Origin of the sequence: Anaeromyxobacter soli, assembly GCF_022808855.1 — a bacterium.
Lineage (GTDB): Bacteria > Myxococcota > Myxococcia > Myxococcales > Anaeromyxobacteraceae > Anaeromyxobacter > Anaeromyxobacter soli.
Map to the genome: position 1 here is coordinate 164311 of NZ_JAKZLF010000006.1, position 17652 is coordinate 181962.

Sequence of the window (17652 nt, forward strand, 5' to 3'; positions counted from 1 at the left end):
GGTCAGGACAGGATCTGCGCGGCGACGTTCGCCCCCGGCACGTGCGACATGAAGTGCACGAGGGCGAGCAGCCCCGCCGCGAGCGCGGCGTAGCCGACGCCGAAGAGCGCCATCTCGAGCGGCCGGAGCGGCGCGGCCTTCGCGGCCTGCTCCATCCGCTGGAGGTCGCGCACGAAGAACGCCTCGGACGGCGAGCCGAGCGGCGGCCCCGCCACCGCGCGCAGGTAGCGGAACTGCGCGGGCCCGAAGCGCGCGCGCTCGGGCAGGAGCCGCAGCGCCCGCCCGCCCGCGCGCGCCTGCGCCTCCGCGACGAGCTCGAGCGCGCCGAGGAGCGCGATGATCCAGACGAGCTCGTAGCCGAGCGTCGTCCCCACCGCGACCGCGGCGCCGAGGCCCAGGATCGTGAGCGCGACCCCGAGGGTCGAGGAGAACGAGAACGCGAAGGCCTGCATGACGCGCCCGCCGTCGAGCGGGGCGATGGGGAGCAGGTTGAAGAGGTTGATCACCGCCCACCAGGTGGCCACGGCGGCGAACATGGGATCGCGCGTCCAGAGCCAGAGGGCGGCGGGGAGGAGGGCGAACAGGGAGCCCCACAGCGGCCCGTTCAGCGCGACGTACGCCTGCTGGCGGCGCGAGGTGAACGCGTCGTCGGTGACGGCGATCGCCCCGAGGAACGGCACGAAGTACATGCCGCGCACGCTCATGCCGGTCCTCCGCATCGCGTGGACGTGGCCGTACTCGTGGACGAAGAGCTGGACGAGGAGCGCCACCGCGAACTTCCAGGAGAAGAGGACGCCGTAGGTCGCCGCAGAGGCGGCCGCCCAGCCGAGGTTGGCGGTCTTCGCGGCCTTGGCGACCGTCCCGCCCAGCTTGCCGAGGAGGCCGAGCAGGCCCACCCGAGATCGCCGCTCTCCCGCGGCCGGCGCCCCGGTGGGCGCGGGCGCCGCCTCGACGACGGGCGGAGCGAGCAGGGCCGGCGGCAGGACGTGCCACGCCGGAGCGCGCTGGACCACGAGGGCGAGCAGGAGCGGGGCGTCGCGCAGGTCCTCGATCTCGACGTCGGCGCCGTCGAGCCCGCGCACCGCCTCGCACCCGCGCGCGCCGGCGAGGTCGGCGAACGCGAAGGAGCGGCCGCGCGCGTCCGCCACGATGGCGTAGGGCTGCCAGGAGCCGTCGGGGCGCGGGCTCCTCCCGAACCCGAGCCGCAGCTCCTCCCAGCGCGCCGAGAGCCCCGCGTCGCGGCCCTTCACCGCGAGGCCGCCGGCCGTCGCGACGACGCGCAGGCCGGTGAGCTGGCGGAAGGCGAGCGCGAGGGCGGCGGCGACCGCCCCGAACGCGAGCGAGAGCAGGAACGGCGCACCCGCGACGACGCCGAGGACGACGCCGCCGGCGGCGCCGGCGACGAGGGAGAGGAGGACGTTGCGCAGCGCGGGGCGAAAGACGGCGGCTTCCATGGGGGCGTCGGGCGTTTGGCCTTCGCGGCCTGTCGGGACCGGTCTGGGGCGGAGGTGGGAAGATAGCCGAGTCGGGGCGTCCGCGCTCGGCGCGCCGGCGCACCATAGGTCGCGCGCCGCAGGCGCAAGGAGCGAGGACGCCCGCCGCAGGCCGGGATCGTGCGCCGAGTCAGCGATCCGCGCCGGGGCCGAGCCCCTTCGGAAACTTCAGCTCCGCCTCGCTCGGGCGGACGTAGTGCGGCTCGAGCGCGAAGAGCGCCTGCGGGTCGAAGCTCGCGCCGGCGAGCCTCGGTCCGGCGAGCGCGGCGACCGCCGCGGCGGTGGGCGCCGCGATCGCGGTCTCGAGCCGCGCGAGGTGCCCCTCGAGCGCGGCGGCGTACGCCGCGTAGCCCTCGCCGAACGCGGCGGCGCCGGGCACCGTCGCGACGCGCTCGAGCAGCGCCGCCGGGGGAAGGGCCGCCTCGGGCAGCACCGCCTCCACCGCCCCGCCCGCCGCGCGGTAGAAGCCCGCGTAGACCTCGCCCTTCTTCGCGTCGAGGAGCGGCACGAGCACCTCGCCCGGGCGGGCGTCCGCCTCCGCCGCGAGCGCCATCGCCGCGAGGCTCGACACGCCCGCGATCGGGCGGCGGTTCGCGTAGGCGAGCCCCTTCCACGTGGCGAGGCCGATGCGGAGCCCGGTGAACGAGCCCGGCCCGATGCCGATGGCGAAGCCCTCCACGTCGGCGAGGCGGAGCCCCTCCGCGTCGAGGAGCGCGACGAGCGCCCCGGGGAGCCGCCCGCCGTGCCCGCCGGTCGCGCCGGGGGCGGGGCGCGCCGGCGCGTGCTCGGTGCGCTCGCAGCGGACGCGCGGCGCCGCGCCCGGGAGGACGTCCACGAGCGCGACGGAGAGCGTGAGCGTGGCGGTGTCGAGGGCGGCGACGAGCATGCCGCGCTTCTTACCCCACGAGCCGCACGATGTCGTTCTTGAACACGAAGAGCATGAGCGTGAAGAGCAGGACGATCCCCACGATGTTGGCGATCTCCCGCGCCCGGAGGGACAGCGGCCGCCGCGTGACGGCCTCGACGAGCGCCTGCGCGATGTGCCCGCCGTCGAGGACCGGGATCGGCAGGAGGTTCATGAGGCCGAGGTTCACGCTGATGAGGGCCATCTTGAAGAGGAACGACGCCCAGCCCTCCTGCGCCGCCTCGGAGGCGATGGAGAACAGCATGATCGGCCCGCCCACCGTCTTGAAGCTGATCTGGCCGGTGACGATCCGCTGGATGCCGAGCACGGTGAGGCGCACCACCTCGGAGAGCTGGCGCCACGCGAGCCCCGCCATCTCGACGGGGCCGCGCGAGAGCGGGACCTCGTCCACCACGAGCGCGCGCGCGTCCACGAGCGCCCGGCGATCGGGCTGGAACCCGAGCACGAGCCGCTCCTTCCGCTCCTTCGTGAGCTCGTCGACGTAGCTCTCCTTCGCGGGGACGAGCGTGGGGGTGCGGCCGTCGGCGAGGGTGAGCGCCACCGGCTTGCCCACCTGGAACTCGCGGGCGAGCGCGTTCACGTCGCGCATGAACGAGCGCACCGGCTTCCCGTTGATCGCGGCGATGGCGTCGCCGCGGCGCAGCCCGGCCTTGTCGGCGGGGCTGCCGGGGACCACCGCCGCCACGAACGTCGAGAGCGACGGGTCGGCGGGGAGGAACGCCGGGCGGCCGCCGGCGCAGGTGGGGACCGCGTCGAGCTTCACCGGATCGAAGGACGCGAGCGTCGCCCCGGGGAGCTTCTCCGCCCGCTCGCGGACGACCTCGAGCGACACGGGCTTGCACGCGGCGTCGCGGACCGCGTGCTCGAGCTCGCCGAGGTGGCGGACCTTCGTCCCGTTCACCGCGACCACCAGATCGAACGGCTCGAGCGGGCCGGCGGCGCCGGCCGTCGCGGGCGCCACCACCGCGGGGGCGTAGAACGCCGTCACGCCGATGACCCCGCGGCGCGTGGTCTCGATGGGGTTCGCCTCCTCGTCCGCGGCGGGCACGATGGTGACCGGCCCGACGGGAGCTCCGTCGCGCTCGACGCGGAACGTGAGCGGCTCCCCCGCGTGCGGCGACACGAGGTCGCGCAGGTCGCCGAAGTAGCGCACCGGCGCGGGCGCCGTGCCGGGCGCCTGGACGGAGAGGATCCGGTCCCCGGCGCGCAGCCCTGCCTCCGCGGCGGGCGAGCCGGGGGCCACGGTGCCGACCACCGGGCCCGCGGTGGGCTCGCCGTTCTGCCCGATCATGAGGGCGAAGTAGATGAGGCCGGGGAAGACGAGGTTCATCGCCGGCCCGGCGAACGCGATGAGGAGCCGCTTCCAGGGCGGCTGCTCGAGGAAGCCGCGGCCGCGATCCTCCGGCGCGAGCTCCTCGCTCGGATCGTCGCCCGCCATCTTCACGTAGCCGCCGAGCGGAAGGAGCGAGATGCGGTACTCGGTCTCGCCGCGCCTGAACCCGAACAGGCGGGTCCCGAACCCGATGGAGAAGCGGACGACCTTCACCCCGAGCGCCTTGGCCACGAGGAAGTGGCCCAGCTCGTGGACGAAGATGAGCCCGCCCAGCAGGAGGACGATCGATCCAGCTTTGAGGAGGAGATCCGGCATGTCACTCCCATCGTACCGGGCGGCCGGGCGATTCGCCCGGACCCGTGCCGAAACTTTGGTCGCCTTGATGGAGCCAGGAAGGCGCGGCGGGGGGCGCGGAGACGGCTAACCCCCCGCGCGGGCGACGCGCTTCTCCGCCTCGCGGCGCCCCCAGTCGCTCGCGGCGAGCGCCTGCTCGACGCTCCTGACGGGCTCGACGGCGTGGGCCTCGAGGACGGAGGCGCAGATGTCGGCGATGTCGGGAAAGCGGCACCGTCGGGTGAGGAACGCGGCGACCGCAGCCTCGTCCGCCCCGGACAGCACCGCGGGGGCGGTGCCGCCCAGCTCGAGGGCGCGGTACGCGAGCATGAACGCCGGGAAGCGCGCCGGGTCGGGCTGCTCGAAGGTCAGCTTGCCCAGGCGGGCGAGGTCGAGCGGCGGGAGGTCGAGTGGCAGCCGCTCCGGGTGGGTCATGGCGTAGCTGATGGGGCCGCGCATGTCCGACACGCCGAGCTGCGCGACCATCGAGCCGTCGATGTACTCCACCATCGAGTGCACTATCGACTCGGGGTGAACGACGATGTCGATGCGGCGCGGCTCCACGCCGAACAGCCAGCGCGCCTCGATCACCTCGAGCCCCTTGTTCATCAGGGTCGCCGAGTCGATGGTGATCTTGTCCCCCATCGACCAGTTCGGGTGCTTGAGCGCGCGCTCCGGGCCCACGTCGGCGAGCTCGGCGGCGGGCACCAGGCGGAGCGGACCGCCCGAGGCGGTGAGGATGAGGCGGCGCACCTCGCGCCGGTTGTGGCCGGCGAGCGACTGGTAGATGGCGCTGTGCTCGGAGTCCACCGGCAGGATGGGCACGCCGCGCGCCGCGGCGCGCGCGGTGAGCAGCTCGCCCGCGAGCACGAGCGACTCCTTGTTCGCGAGGCCGACCGGCTTCCCCGCCTCGATGGCCGCGGCGGTGGAGCGGAGGCCCGCGCCGCCGGAGATGGCCGCGAGCACGAAGTCCACGTCCGGGTGCGAGGCGACCGCGACCGCCCCCGCCTCGCCGACGAGCACCTCGGTGCCGGGCGGCGCGAGCTCGCGCACCTCGCGCGCGGCCGCCGCGTCCGCGACGGACACGAGCCGCGGGCGGAAGCGCCGGACCTGCTCGGCGAGCCGGGCCGCGTTGCGCCCCGCGGCGAGGCCGACCACCTGGAAGCGGTCGGGGAAACGGCCGACGACGTCGAGCGCCTGCACGCCGATGGAGCCGGTGGAGCCGAGGATCGCGACGCGCTTCACGGGGCGAATCTCTATCACGGGCAGGCGAGGCGCGACCGGACGGCCCTACCGGAGGTACGCCGCGCAGACGTACACCCACGGCGCGACGAACAGGAGCGCGTCGATGCGGTCGAGCAGCCCGCCGTGGCCTGGGATGATCTTGCCGGAGTCCTTCACCCCCGCCGCGCGCTTCACCATCGACTCGGCCAGGTCGCCGAGCGGTCCGAGCACCGCCCCGCCGATCCCCACCGCGATCGCCAGCCCCACCGGGAGCTCGTCCGACAGGAGGAGCGCGCGCGTGACGAGCGCGCCCACGACGCTGCCCACCGCCCCGCCGGCGAAGCCCTCCCACGTCTTCTTGGGCGAGATCCGCTCGAGCAGCTTGTGCCGGCCGAGCGCGTGCCCGGTGAAGTAGGCGAAGGTGTCGTTGCCCCACGTCACCACGAACGCGAGGATCACCCAGCCCACGTCGAACCGGAGCCGGAGCCCGACGAGCGAGGCGATGAGCACGCCGCAGTAGAGCCAGGAGAGCGTGACGATCGCGATCGCGCGCGGGATCTCCTCGAGCGGCGAGCGCCGGAAGAGGGAGAACACGAACAGGGAGACGGTCGCGCCAGCGAGCGCGAGCCCCGACCACCCGGGCAGCAGGTTGCCGCTCGGCTCCCACGCGGCGACGAACGGGATCGCGCCCGCGATCGCGACGCCGAACAGCTCGGTCGCGCCCACGGTGCCGAACATCACGACGAGCTCGTACGCCGCGATGGCGGCGGCGGCGCCGGCCAGCACCGCGAACGGGAAGCCGCCGACGTAGGTGAGCCACACCGCGAGCGGGAACAGCACCACCGCCGAGGCGACGCGGAGCACGAGGTTCTGCCGGTTCTTCTGGTCGAACGCGGGCATTCGCTAGGTGCGGGGGCCGAGCTGCGCGCCGGTGAGCCCGAAGCGGCGCTCGCGCCCCTGGAAATCCTCGATGGCGCGGAAGAGCTCGCGATCGCGGAAGTCCGGCCAGAGGACGTCCGAGAAGTGGAGCTCCGCGTAGGCGCACTGCCAGAGGAGGAAGTTCGAGATGCGCCGCTCCCCGCTCGTGCGAACGAGCAGATCGAGCTCCGGGAGGCCGGCGGTCCAGAGCGCCGCCTCGATGTCGTCCGCCTCGAGCGCCGCGCCCTTCGCCGCCGCGGCCCGGCGTGCGGCCTGCACGAGCTCCTGCCGGCCGCCGTAGGAGAGCGCGAGCGTGAGGGTCATGGCCGCGTTGCTGGCGGTCTCGGCGCGCACCACCGCGAGCTTCTCGCGCACGACGTCGGGCAGACGGTCCAGCTCGCCGATGGCGTTCAGCCGGATGCCGTTCGCCATCATCTCGCCGCGCTCGGACTCGAGGAACTCGGCGAGCAGCGACATGAGCGCCCCCACCTCCTCGTCCGGGCGCGCCCAGTTCTCGGCGCTGAAGGCGTAGAGGGTGAGCGCCTCGACGCCGATGCGCCGCGCGGCGCGCGTCACCGCCCGCACCGACTCGGAGCCCTCGCGGTGGCCGAGCACGCGCGGGAGTCCCCGCGCCTCCGCCCACCGCCCGTTCCCGTCCATGATGATGGCCACGTGGCGCGGCACGGGTCTCGCCCGCACGCGTGCCTCGAGCTCTTCGACGGGGGTCTCGCCGGTCACGCGCGGCTCATAGCACGGGTCGCCGGGCGGCCGCGAGCCCGAACGTCAGTCAGGGCGCGGGTTTGACCCATTCCGCGAGGGTTGGCGTATGCTCGATTCCCGTGCCCCCCCGCCGCGTCGGCCCGTACGAGATCCTGTCCGTCATCGGGCGCGGTGGGGTCGGGACGGTCTACCGCGGCCGGCACACCGGGACCGGTCACCTCGCCGCGGTCAAGGTGCTCGGCGGCGCCGCCGCGGCCGACCCGACCGCGGCCCGGAGGCTCGCGCGCGAGTACGAGGTGCTCCGCGCGCTCGATCACCCGAACGTCGTGCGGGTGTACGACGCGGGATTCTCCGAGGGGTGCTCGTACCTCGCGATGGAGCTCGTCCTGGGGCTCCACCTGCGCGCGTACCTCTCCCCCGCCCTCGACGCGCCCCCCACTCCGGCGCCGCCCGGCGACTCCGCCTCGGCCGCCGAATCCGACGACGAGACCGAGTCGGGCGCTTCCGGCCCCTTCCCCGACGCGCGCGCCGCCCTGGCCGCCATGCTCGACGAGCCCGCGACGGAGACGGATTGGCCCAACCCGGCCGATCCCTCGTCGAGCGGCGGGTGCGGGCTCGCGCCCCCCTCGCCGGAGCTCCTCGTCGCGCTCAACCGTCCGGGCCGCGTGGAGCGGCTCCGCTCCGCCCTGGCGCAGGTCGCGGACGCCCTCGCGTACGTGCACGGAGAAGGGCTCGTGCACCGGGACCTGAAGCCGACGAACGTCATGATCGACGACGCGCGGGTCGCCCGGCTCATGGACTTCGGGCTCGTGAAGACCGCGGCGGCCGACCCGGAGGAGGCGCTCACCGCGGTGGGCCGCGTGGTCGGCACGTACCGCTACATGTCTCCCGAGCAGGCTCAGGGCGAGCCGGTGGACGCGCGCAGCGACCTCTACAGCCTCGGCGTCATCCTGTTCGAGCTGCTCGCGGGTGTCCCGCCGTTCGTCTCGAGCGATCCCGTCGCGCTCTGGCGCGAGATCCTCCACGCGGCCCCCCCCGCGCTGCTCTGCGTGAACCCCGGCGCCGACCCGCGGCTCGCCCGGCTCGCGGAGCGCCTCCTCGAGAAGGACCCCGGCCGCCGGCCGCCGACGGCGGCAGAGGTCGCGCGGGAGCTCCGGGGTCGCTGACCGCCGGACGGGCCCCCTCGTTACCTCCACGCCCTCCGGGCGACCACTCCGGCGGCGCGCGGGCGGCGCGCGCCGGAGCTAGGGCCTTCGCGGCGGGCACGTGTCCGCGCGGAGATGCGGAGATGACGATGCGTGATCGTTCGCGGGCTGCGGGTGGCTTCGGGAGACGCAGGCTCCTCACGGCCGGGCTCGGCGCGCTCGGCGTGGCGGGCGTGGGCGGGGGACTCGGGGGTGCTGCGCGCGCGGCGGCGCCGCGCGGCGGCCGAGACGTGCTCGCCGCGCCGGTGGGCGGCTCGAGCGAGCCGTCGGCGATCCCGTGGCTCGACAAGAACGGCAGCCACAACCAGTCGCCCGGTCCCGGGATGGACCCGTCGAACATCTTCCACTTCAAGGGTCGCATCGCGCGCGCGAACGACTTCGAGGGCACGGGCAAGGACGGGCAAGGAAACCCGCTCGTGTGGGGCGCCCCCTCCACCGACTTCTCCTTCATCGACGCGACCTACTGGCCCACGACCCGGATCGAGCGCAGAGGCCTCTTCGCGCACCTCTGACTGACGCTGTTCCGGGGGTCGGCGACCCCCGCCAGCAAGGTGCACGACTTCCATCCCGCCATCCGGCCGAACGGGCTCTACTGGATCGCGGACGTCCCGCCCGGCGCGCTCGTCGTCTCCGGGGACGGGCGCAAGGCGACCCTGCGGCTCACCGGGCTCGCCGTCATCGACCAGCCGCGCTGGCCCGAGCCGGACGCCGACGCGCGCCGGGCGCGCCTCGACGTCACCGTCGTCTGGACGGCGACCGACGAGCCCGTCACCATCGACGACCCCGCGAAGCAGTTCCGGTTCAAGGGCTGGAAGGCCACGGCGCAGGCGGAGGCGCGCGTCGAGGTGCCGTCGCTCGGCTTCACCTGGCGCTCGGACCCGCTCGCCACCTCGCGCGCGAAGTTCGGCGTCATCGGCGAGGAGGCGAACGGGCGCTATTACGGCGCGTGATTTCGGCGGCGGGCCGGCGGCCCGTGTCGCACCTCGCGGTTCGCACGGCCGGGCGCCGAAGCGGCGCGGCGGCGCCGGGGAGGACGCCGCGCCCGTCGTACCCGCCGCGTATCCTCCGCTCCGCCGTGTCGGACCTCCCCGCCTCCGCGCTCGACTACGCCGCCGTGGTCTCCGAGTACTTCCTCGGGCTGCGCGGCGCGGGGCTCATGCTGTCGCCGCTCGACGAGGAGCTCGTCTGCGAGTGGGAGCGGCGCGGCATCCCGGTCGCCGTCGTCTGCCGGGGCATCCGCCGCGGGCTCGAGCAGCAGCAGGAGGGCGGCGCCCGGCCGCCTCGCTCGCTGCGGGCGCTCAGGCTCGCCGTCGACGACGAGTGGCGCGACTACCGCAGCGGCCGGGTGGGCGACGCGCCGCCGGGACCGGCGGGAGAGGAGCCGGTCGCCGCGTCACGCCTCCGCGCCGCGCGCACGCTCCTCACCGAGGCCGGACGTTCCGCGCCGCCCGCGCTGCGGGAGGGCTATCGCGCCGCGTGGCGCGCGCTCGAGCCGGCCCTGGCCCTGGCGGCGGCCGGCGAGACGTCCCCGCTCGCGCGGCTCGACGCCGCGCTGGCCGAAGCCGACGCCCGCATCCTCTCCGCCTGGCTCACCTCGCTCGAGCCGCCGGTGCGCGCGGCCCTGGGGCCCCGCGTGCGCCTGCTCGCCGGCCCGCGCACGCGTTCGGCGAGCCGCGCCGCCTATCGCGACGCGCTCCGGGCCCACGTCTCCGACGCGGCGCGGGCGGCGGGGGTCACGTGCCTCCGCGGTTCGGTGTAGACTCCCGCCCCCATGCCAGACCCCGGGACGACCTCCTGCTCCGACTGCGGCGGCGGCGGCTACGTCGTGGAGCAGGTGCTCGGGCAGCCCGCGCGGGCCCGGCGCTGCACGTGCCAGTCCGCCTGCCCTCGCTGCGGCGAGACCGGCTACACCCTCGTGCCGTCGGGCGGGTCGATGGTCGCGCAGGTCTGTTCGTGCCGGCACCTGGACGAGCGGATCGGGGTGTTCAACCAGATCGGCATCCCCGCCGCCGTCGCGAAGGCCTCGTTCGACGGGTTCAAGAGCTGGTCGCCGGACCACGCCAAGGCGAAGGCGGTCGCCGAGGACTTCGCGCGCAAGTTCCGCAAGGACGCGCCGACGAAAGGCTACCTCCTCTACGGTCGCCCGGGCGCGGGCAAGACGCACCTCCTCGTCGCGACGCTCCGCTACCTCGCGCTCGAGAAGGGCGTCGCCGGGCGGTACGTCGAGTTCATGCTGCTGCTCTCCGACATCCGCTCCGGCTTCGACGCGAACCGCGGCCACATGGAGATCCTGCGGCCGCTCCTCTCCGTCCCGGTGCTCGCCATCGACGAGCTCGGCAAGGAGCGCGGCACCGAGTGGGAGCGCTCGATGCTGGACGAGCTCATCAGCCGGCGCTTCAACTCCGGCCTCGCGACGCTGTTCGCGACGAACTACTTCCTCGAGGCGCGCGCCCCCGCCGAGGAGCCGGGGCGCGTCGTGCGCACCCGCTCGCCCGAGTTCCAGCGCGACGCCGAGGCGATGACGCTCGCCCAGCGGGTGGGCGATCGCATCTACTCGCGGCTCAACGAGATGTGCAGCTTCGTGAAGCTCGACCCCGGCCACGACCTCCGCAAGGACCGGCACGGCGCCGGGAGCGGCGGGTTCTGGGGGTCGTGAGGGGCGGAGGAGCCGCCGCGCGGCGCCCGCGCGAGGCCGCGCTCAGCCGATGAGCCGCCGGTGGAGCTCCCGCGCCGCGTCCGGCAGCGCGCGCGCGTCGCAGTAGGCCGTCACGCGCAGCGCGGAGGTGAAGAGCGCGCGGGCGGGCGCGCCGAGGCCGTCGAGCACGCCGGTGACCTCGCGCAGCACGCGATGCCCGGCGGAGAGTCCGGTGCCCACCACCGAGACCGCGCCGAGCCCCTCGTCCGCGATGTCGATCCCGGGCACGTCGGCGCGGAGCGCGCGCGCGAGGAGCTCCCAGTCGTGCACGTTCTCGAGCGCGAGGACGAGCCCGGCGCGCGCGCCCGGCATCGCGATCTCCGCGGCGACGGCGCCGCGCCCCTCGAGCCGCTCCAGCACGGCGGGGAGCGCGGCGGCGGGCAGGCCGAGGAGCGCGAGCTCCTTCTGCGTCGCGACGCCGGCGATCCGCTCCGGGTGCGTCCCGCCACGGACCACGGTCTCCTCCGCGCCGCCGAACGTCGAGCGGGCGTGGATGGCGATGCCCCGCTCCTTCGCGAACTCGACCGCCTGCGCGTTCAGCACCTTGGCGCCGGCCGCCGCGAGCTCCTGCATCTCGTCGTACGAGAGCGCGTCGAGCCGCCGCGCGGCGGGGACGACGCGCGGGTCCGCGGAGAACACCCCCGCGACGTCCGAGTAGATCTCGCAGTCGCCGCCGAGCGCCGCCGCGAGCGCGACCGCGGTCGTGTCCGAGCCGCCGCGGCCGAGCGTCGTCACCTCCTTGCGCGAGGAGACGCCCTGGAACCCGGCGACGATGACGACCTTGCCGCGGGCGAGCTCCTCCTGCACGCGGTAGGGCCGCACCTCGACGATGCGCGCGGAGGCGTGCGCGTCGGTGGTGAGGATGCCGGACTGGCTGCCGGTGAAGCTGATGGCGTCCACGCCCTGGTCCTGCAGCGCCATGGAGAGGAGCGCCATCGAGATGCGCTCCCCGGCGGTGAGGAGCATGTCGAGCTCGCGCCGGGGCGGCGCCGACGAGACCTGCTTCGCGAGCGCGAGGAGCTCGTCGGTCGTGTCGCCCATCGCGGAGACGACGACGCACACGTCCTTGCCCGCGCGCCGGGTCGCGGCGACCTTCGCGGCCACCTTGCGCATCTTCTCGACGTCGGCGACGGACGAGCCGCCGTACTTCTGCACGACCACCGGCATGGGGGACCTCCGGGCGCGAGAGCTTGCCCGCGGAGCGCCCGCCGGTAAAGGGCCGGCAGGGCGCAGGAGCGGCCGCTCGCCCGCCCGGGGCGGGGTGCGATATCTCTCGTGCTTCCGCACCCTCGGAGGCCGCGGGCTCCGGGCGGGCCGCGACGGAGGTTGACCCGACCCGAAGACCCTCTTATCTTCCGCCGTTCCGCCGTAACGGAAAGAAGGAAGAGCTAATGGCCCGCGTCACCGTCGAAGACTGCCTCCCCATGGTCGACAACCGCTTCGCGCTCGTGCTCCTCGCGACCAAGCGGACCCGTCAGCTGATGGCGGGCGCCCGGCCGCTCCAGGGCATGACGAAGAACAAGCCGCCCGTGCTCGCGCTCCGCGAGATCGCGACGGGCAAGGTGCGCTTCGACCGCTCGGTGAAGGACGCGCTCTCCGGCAAGTTCGACAAGGAGAAGTCGACGATCCCGGCCGGCCAGACGCGCACGCTGCGCTAGTCGCCTCCGCTCGCCCTCCGCAAGTCGGGGCGAGCAGGTCGCGGCGATCGCAAGCCGTCGCACCCCGCGGGCGCACCTCACCGGCGCGCCCCGTTCGTTTCTGTGGCGCGAGGGTCTCGCCGCGCCGCCCCCCTCGTCACTGCGCCGTCCGCGCGCCCAGGTAATCGAGCTTCTCGCGCCCGCCGAGCCTGTAGCTCTGGCGCAGCTCGCGGAGGAGCCCCTCGATGTCGGCGTCCTCGACGAACCGGCCCTCGAGCCAGCGCGCGTAGCCGCCGCCCAGCCGGTTCGCCTCGCGGTAGCGCGCGAGCGCCTCGGGACCGAGGTCGGCGTGGTACCGGACGCGCTCGAAGAGGCGCCGGCGGAGCGCGCCGCTCGTCCGGCGGAGCCCGCGCCGCCACAGGTGCAGGAGCAGGACCGCGAACTTGTCCACCTCCGCCTGCGCCTCGAGCTCGAGGAGCGAGACCGGTCGCCCGGCCGCGGCGCGGGTGGCGAGGTAGACGAAGTGCGAGACGCCCTCGGCGGCGCAGGCGACGCGCGCGAGCGCGGCGCGCGCGACGAGGCGGGGGCGCCGGTGGTGCGGATCGGCCGCCGCGGCGGTCTCCATCACCGCGTCGTCGAGGTAGAGCCCCAGCGCGACCCCGTCGTCCTCCTCGAGGACGAGCAGCTCCTCCGGCGCCTCCGGTACCCGCCCCGCCGCCCTCGCCGCCTCGCGCCCGACGAGGAACGCGGCGACCCGCGGCGCCTCCACCGCGTAGATCGCCTCGAGCTCGCCCTGGAGGAACGCGAGGGTCCGCCCTGCCCGGCCGCGCGCCGCGCGCGTCACTGCGGCAGCTCCCCCTTGCCTCGCCGTGCGCCCGGCCCGGCGAAGAGCGCGACGCCTCGCTCGCGGAGCAGCTGCGCGACGCGCTCGGAGCGCGTCTGGAGGAAGCGCTCGTAGAGCCGCACGAGGCCGCGGTTCGAGCGGAGGTCCGAGAGCTCCGCGATCTCGGCGAAGAGATCCACGAACTGCTCGAACCGCCCGGAGAGCTCGCCGTAGAGCGCGTCGAGCCCCGGCCGACCGCGCTCGGTCTCGGCGAGGGCGGAGTACGCCCGCTCGCCCATGGCGATGTAGTAGTCGACGTCCACCGGCGAGCGCGCGAGCGAGTCGCCGAAGAAGCCCGAGACGAAGAGCGCGGTGTCTCCGAGGCGGCGCAGGTGCGCGGCGCGCGCGCGCCGGTCGGCCTGCAGCGCGCGGAGCAGGACGAGCGCGAGCGGCTCGGAGCGGACGGTCCCGTCCGCTTCCTCCACGAAGAGCCGCTCCGTCTCGAGGAACCGGGTGAGGAGATCGACGAGGTAGAACTCGGTGGCCTCCTGGATCTTGAGCCTGCGGGTCGAGAGCGTGTCCGCGACGAGCTCGCGGAACCATTCCTGCGCGGACTTGCCGACGAGGATCGACTGGCTCACGGTTGCCGGGCCCTCCTCTCGCCCCTCCACGAGGCGCCCTCCCCGACCGGCGGAGAGCGACCTCCTTCCAGAACGGTACGCTCTGCGATCTCCTGCGGCAAGCTGCCGCACTTGCGACGGATTTCCCGGGGACCACGCCGCGTCGCGCCAGCTCGAGCAGCCTGGCCGGGCGACTGCCAGCCGCCGCCTCGGCACTCGATCGGGTCGACTGCCAGCCGCGGGCAAAAAAGGCGCCCGTTTTCGGGGCTTTCGCGATCCGCGGTGCTCGCTTGACACCTCGGGGGCGGTGATTAGGATCCGCCGCGCCGCTGGCAGTCGGTTGGGTCGAGTGCCAGCGGCGTGAACGACCTGCTCATCGTCCCGGCGCGGCGCGCCGGGATCACACCGGAGGCATCCATGACGAAGATCCGCCCGCTGCAGGACCGCATCATCGTGAAGCGCGTGCAGGAGGAGGAGAAGACGAAGGGCGGCATCATCATCCCCGACTCGGCGAAGGAGAAGCCGATCGAGGGCAAGGTGCTCGCCGTCGGCAACGGCAAGGTCCAGGAGGACGGCAAGGTCCGTCCGCTCGACGTGAAGGCCGGCGACCGCATCCTCTTCTCCAAGTACGCGGGCACCGAGATCAAGATCGACGGCGAGGAGCACCTCATCATGCGCGAGGACGACATCCTCGGCGTGATCGAGAGCTAGTCGCCCGCCTTCCCCTCTCAAGAAACGGAGCACATCAGAATGTCTGCCAAGGAAATCTGCTTCGACCAGAAGGCGCGCGACGCGATCCTCAAGGGGGTCAACACGCTCGCCGACGCCGTGAAGGTGACGCTCGGGCCCAAGGGCCGGAACGTGGTCATCGAGAAGAGCTTCGGCTCCCCGACCATCACGAAGGACGGCGTGACGGTCGCGAAGGAGATCGAGCTCGAGAACAAGTTCGAGAACATGGGCGCGCAGATGGTGAAGGAGGTCGCGTCGAAGACCTCCGACGTCGCCGGCGACGGCACCACCACCGCCACCGTGCTCGCCCAGGCGCTCTACCGCGAGGGCTCGAAGCTCGTCGCGGCCGGGCACAACCCGATGGACATCAAGCGCGGCATCGACAAGGCCGTCGAGATCATCGTGGGCGAGCTGAAGAAGCTCTCCAAGCCGACGAAGGACCAGAAGGAGATCGCCCAGGTCGGCATCATCTCCGCGAACGGCGACACGACCATCGGCAACATCATCGCCGAGGCCATGGAGAAGGTGGGCAAGGAGGGCGTCATCACCGTCGAGGAGGCGAAGGGCCTCGAGACGACGCTCGACGTGGTCGAGGGCATGCAGTTCGACCGCGGCTACCTCTCGCCGTACTTCGTGACGGACGCGGAGCGGATGGTCGCGAACCTCGAGGACGCGTACATCCTCATCCACGAGAAGAAGATCTCGAACATGAAGGATCTGCTCCCGCTGCTCGAGCAGATCGCGCGCTCGGGCAAGCCGCTCCTCATCGTGGCCGAGGAGGTCGAGGGTGAGGCGCTCGCGACGCTCGTCGTGAACAAGCTCCGCGGCACGCTGCACGTCGCGGCGGTGAAGGCGCCGGGCTTCGGCGACCGCCGCAAGGCGATGCTCGAGGACATCGCGATCCTCACCGGCGGCCACATGATCGCCGAGGAGCTCGGCCTCAAGCTCGAGCAGGTCACCCTGAAGGACCTCGGCCGCGCGAAGCGCATCTCGATCGACAAGGACAACACCACGATCGTCGACGGCGCCGGCCAGAAGGCCGACATCGAGGCGCGCGTGAAGACGATCCGCGCCCAGATCGAGGAGACCACCTCCGACTACGACCGCGAGAAGCTCCAGGAGCGGCTCGCGAAGCTCGTCGGCGGCGTCGCGGTGATCAACGTCGGCGCGGCCACCGAGACGGAGATGAAGGAGAAGAAGGCCCGCGTCGAGGACGCGCTCCACGCGACCCGCGCGGCCGTCGAGGAGGGCATCGTCCCCGGCGGCGGCGTGGCGTACCTGCGCGCCGTGAAGGCGCTCGAGGGCATGAAGGTGAGCGAGGGCGAGAAGTTCGGCCTCGACATCGTCCGCCGCGCCGTCGAGGAGCCGCTCCGCCAGATCGCCGGCAACGGCGGCTACGAGGCGTCCATCGTGGTGAACAAGGTCAAGGAGGCGAAGGAGGCCAACTTCGGCTTCAACGCCGCCTCCGGCGAGTACGAGGACCTCGTGAAGGCCGGCGTCATCGACCCGACCAAGGTCTCGCGCTCGGCGCTCCAGAACGCGGCCTCGGTCGCGTCCCTCATGCTCACCACCATGGCCCTCATCGCCGAGAAGCCGAAGGAGGAGGCCGCGGCCCCCGCCGGCGGCGGGATGGGCGGCATGGGCGGCATGGGCGGGATGATGTAGCTCGCCTCCCGCCGGCCCCGCGCCCGCCTCAGGGCGGCGCGGACCGCGGGAACGCTCGCAGGAATCGAAGGGCCGCCGGGAGACCGGCGGCCCTTTTTCTTTGGCATTTCCATTGGCGCCGCCAGGCGAGCGCGGTCGCGCTGCTCGCGCTGCTCGCGGTCTCCGCCCCTCGCCGGTCACGTCTACCGGGTTCGCGGGCGTGTCGGTCGAGGGTCTGCAGGTACTCCTACGCTCAGAGCGATCGACGCGACGGGTGTGGCGTTCGGCCGCGAGCCCATGACACCGCTCGTGTGCTGCACGATGCGGCATACAGCGCCGCGGGCAATTCGGGTCTTCCGGTGGACCACTGGTCGGGATTCGGGCCGCCCGGAGAACGAGCACCCGACCGAGTCCTTGTGTTTCACGGGAGTGTATCACGATGCGCGCACGCGAAGTGAAAGGCCGGATTCCCCTGGCCTCTCACTCTTGGAACCACCGGGGTCATCGATGCTCGCCGGGATGGTGGCGGCACAGCTGCTGTTCTTGACGCAGGGAGTCTGTGCCACCGGGAGTACGCGTACCTGCAAGCTCAGCGGCTGCGCCACTGCCGAGCAAGTCTGCCACCTGACGCGACGCCTCCGTGGTACCGGCCCCCACGGAGCTTAGAAGATGTTCAAGTCCGAGTGGAAAGGTTGGCTCATCATCACCTTTGCGCTTCCGGTTGTCGCCCTGGTTCTAGCCCTGCTTGTCGTGCTCGTCCTTCGGTTCGTCCATTAGCCGTGACTCGACATCCGTTGGTCCTGCCGTGGAAATGAAACTCAGGTGTACCCCAGCCACGCCATTGTGGGTTGGCGCGGGTGCGGCGCTACTTGGGATAGGGCTCACCGTCCTGCCGGGATACCGAAACGCCCTCGGCGTCGTGCGATCGGCAAGCGTTCTATCGATATCCGTTGGCCCGGCACTCGTCTGCGCACTGATGCACGTTGGCTGTGCAGTACTGGCAACAACGCGGCAACCCCCTCGAGGTCGCATCGTCGTGCTCTGCGGCGTCTACGACGTCATCGTCGGCGCGTTGATGTGGGTTCCATGGGCGGGGCTTTGGTTCAGTCTGTTCGCGCCGTTCAGCTTCGTGGCTTTCATCGCGGCGTACGGATCTCGCGGCGTCCAAGTACTGGGCTACATCGCAGCGGCCACGGCAACCTTCACGATTGGCATCTGGATCGTGGGGGTGCGGTACCAAGACATCGCTGACGCTTTTTGAGTCAGGACATCGCTGACAGTCGTGGCTGCTCGACTGTGGCGTGCCCTGGAAAGTTCAGCGAGCCATGAGCCAGAAGCTGGAGTTCGTCGAGA

18 protein-coding genes are annotated in these 17652 nt (G+C 73.1%); 9 read left to right on the top strand and 9 right to left on the bottom strand.

Annotated features, from left to right (window positions below; translation table 11 throughout):
- Positions 1-2: 2 nt before the first annotated feature.
- From MLV88_RS06955 to uppS, 6 genes are all read right to left on the bottom strand, one after another.
- Complete coding sequence (locus MLV88_RS06955; protein ID WP_242338517.1) at positions 3-1454, bottom strand: site-2 protease family protein; 1452 nt, start codon at positions 1452-1454, stop codon at positions 3-5.
- Between the two features lie 169 nt (positions 1455-1623).
- Positions 1624-2379 (bottom strand): tRNA (adenosine(37)-N6)-threonylcarbamoyltransferase complex dimerization subunit type 1 TsaB, encoded by a 756-nt coding sequence (tsaB, locus tag MLV88_RS06960; RefSeq protein ID WP_242338519.1) that lies wholly within the window; start codon positions 2377-2379, stop codon positions 1624-1626.
- 10 nt (positions 2380-2389) lie between these two features.
- Positions 2390-4066, bottom strand: coding sequence for an RIP metalloprotease RseP (gene rseP, locus MLV88_RS06965; RefSeq protein ID WP_242338521.1), 1677 nt, complete (start codon positions 4064-4066; stop codon positions 2390-2392).
- Positions 4067-4171: 105 nt separating this feature from the next.
- Positions 4172-5329, bottom strand: coding sequence for a 1-deoxy-D-xylulose-5-phosphate reductoisomerase (locus MLV88_RS06970; RefSeq protein WP_242338522.1), 1158 nt, complete (start codon positions 5327-5329; stop codon positions 4172-4174).
- A 45-nt stretch (positions 5330-5374) separates the two neighbouring features.
- Entirely contained in the window at positions 5375-6208 is an 834-nt protein-coding gene (locus tag MLV88_RS06975; RefSeq protein WP_242338525.1) for a phosphatidate cytidylyltransferase, read from the bottom strand.
- A gap of 3 nt (positions 6209-6211) precedes the next feature.
- Positions 6212-6964 (bottom strand): polyprenyl diphosphate synthase, encoded by a 753-nt coding sequence (gene uppS / locus MLV88_RS06980; protein WP_308197062.1) that lies wholly within the window; start codon positions 6962-6964, stop codon positions 6212-6214.
- 101 nt (positions 6965-7065) lie between these two features.
- Here uppS and MLV88_RS06985 point away from each other — a divergent pair, with 101 nt between their 5' ends.
- From MLV88_RS06985 to MLV88_RS07005, 5 genes are all read left to right on the top strand, one after another.
- Positions 7066-8112 carry a serine/threonine-protein kinase gene (locus MLV88_RS06985; protein ID WP_242338527.1) on the top strand — a complete coding sequence of 349 codons (1047 nt, stop codon included), beginning with the start codon at positions 7066-7068 and terminating at the stop codon, positions 8110-8112.
- Positions 8113-8240: 128 nt separating this feature from the next.
- Positions 8241-8663, top strand: coding sequence for a hypothetical protein (locus MLV88_RS06990; RefSeq protein ID WP_242338529.1), 423 nt, complete (start codon positions 8241-8243; stop codon positions 8661-8663).
- 39 nt (positions 8664-8702) lie between these two features.
- Positions 8703-9101 (top strand): hypothetical protein, encoded by a 399-nt coding sequence (locus MLV88_RS06995; protein WP_242338531.1) that lies wholly within the window; start codon positions 8703-8705, stop codon positions 9099-9101.
- Between the two features lie 125 nt (positions 9102-9226).
- A complete protein-coding gene (locus tag MLV88_RS07000; RefSeq protein ID WP_242338533.1) occupies positions 9227-9910 on the top strand; it encodes a hypothetical protein in 684 nt (227 codons plus the stop codon).
- 12 nt (positions 9911-9922) lie between these two features.
- Positions 9923-10807, top strand: coding sequence for an ATP-binding protein (locus MLV88_RS07005; RefSeq protein ID WP_242338534.1), 885 nt, complete (start codon positions 9923-9925; stop codon positions 10805-10807).
- A gap of 42 nt (positions 10808-10849) precedes the next feature.
- On the opposite strand, the gene MLV88_RS07010 is transcribed toward MLV88_RS07005, so the two are convergent.
- Positions 10850-12013 carry an aspartate kinase gene (locus MLV88_RS07010; protein WP_242338537.1) on the bottom strand — a complete coding sequence of 388 codons (1164 nt, stop codon included), beginning with the start codon at positions 12011-12013 and terminating at the stop codon, positions 10850-10852.
- Positions 12014-12237: 224 nt separating this feature from the next.
- On the opposite strand from MLV88_RS07010, the gene rpoZ reads away from it, so the two are divergent.
- Positions 12238-12504, top strand: a complete 267-nt coding sequence (rpoZ, locus tag MLV88_RS07015) for a DNA-directed RNA polymerase subunit omega (protein ID WP_242338539.1) — start codon at positions 12238-12240, stop codon at positions 12502-12504.
- 136 nt (positions 12505-12640) lie between these two features.
- Here the strand turns inward: rpoZ and MLV88_RS07020 are convergent, their stop codons facing one another.
- A complete protein-coding gene (locus tag MLV88_RS07020; RefSeq protein ID WP_243337157.1) occupies positions 12641-13327 on the bottom strand; it encodes a hypothetical protein in 687 nt (228 codons plus the stop codon).
- A complete protein-coding gene (locus tag MLV88_RS07025; protein WP_242338542.1) occupies positions 13324-13947 on the bottom strand; it encodes a hypothetical protein in 624 nt (207 codons plus the stop codon). Before MLV88_RS07025 ends, MLV88_RS07020 begins: the two co-directional genes overlap by 4 nt.
- Before the next feature lie 396 nt (positions 13948-14343).
- Here MLV88_RS07025 and groES point away from each other — a divergent pair, with 396 nt between their 5' ends.
- From groES to MLV88_RS07040, 3 genes are all read left to right on the top strand, one after another.
- Positions 14344-14637, top strand: a complete 294-nt coding sequence (gene groES, locus MLV88_RS07030; RefSeq protein WP_242338544.1) for a co-chaperone GroES — start codon at positions 14344-14346, stop codon at positions 14635-14637.
- A 39-nt stretch (positions 14638-14676) separates the two neighbouring features.
- Entirely contained in the window at positions 14677-16320 is a 1644-nt protein-coding gene (groL, locus tag MLV88_RS07035) for a chaperonin GroEL (protein WP_242355386.1), read from the top strand.
- Between the two features lie 1015 nt (positions 16321-17335).
- Positions 17336-17560 carry a hypothetical protein gene (locus MLV88_RS07040; RefSeq protein WP_242338548.1) on the top strand — a complete coding sequence of 75 codons (225 nt, stop codon included), beginning with the start codon at positions 17336-17338 and terminating at the stop codon, positions 17558-17560.
- Positions 17561-17652: the final 92 nt, after the last annotated feature.

Bases quoted from the DNA above. Each gene is read 5' to 3' on its own strand.
- MLV88_RS06990 (WP_242338529.1), top strand. From the start codon at position 8,241: ATGCGTGATCGTTCGCGGGCTGCGGGTGGCTTCGGGAGACGCAGGCTC.
- groL (WP_242355386.1), top strand. From the start codon at position 14,677: ATGTCTGCCAAGGAAATCTGCTTCGACCAGAAGGCGCGCGACGCGATC.
- MLV88_RS06955 (WP_242338517.1), bottom strand. From the start codon at position 1,454: ATGGAAGCCGCCGTCTTTCGCCCCGCGCTGCGCAACGTCCTCCTCTCC.
- MLV88_RS07010 (WP_242338537.1), bottom strand. From the start codon at position 12,013: ATGCCGGTGGTCGTGCAGAAGTACGGCGGCTCGTCCGTCGCCGACGTC.
- tsaB (WP_242338519.1), bottom strand. From the start codon at position 2,379: ATGCTCGTCGCCGCCCTCGACACCGCCACGCTCACGCTCTCCGTCGCG.
- rseP (WP_242338521.1), bottom strand. From the start codon at position 4,066: ATGCCGGATCTCCTCCTCAAAGCTGGATCGATCGTCCTCCTGCTGGGC.
- groES (WP_242338544.1), top strand. From the start codon at position 14,344: ATGACGAAGATCCGCCCGCTGCAGGACCGCATCATCGTGAAGCGCGTG.
- MLV88_RS07005 (WP_242338534.1), top strand. From the start codon at position 9,923: ATGCCAGACCCCGGGACGACCTCCTGCTCCGACTGCGGCGGCGGCGGC.
- MLV88_RS06975 (WP_242338525.1), bottom strand. From the start codon at position 6,208: ATGCCCGCGTTCGACCAGAAGAACCGGCAGAACCTCGTGCTCCGCGTC.
- rpoZ (WP_242338539.1), top strand. From the start codon at position 12,238: ATGGCCCGCGTCACCGTCGAAGACTGCCTCCCCATGGTCGACAACCGC.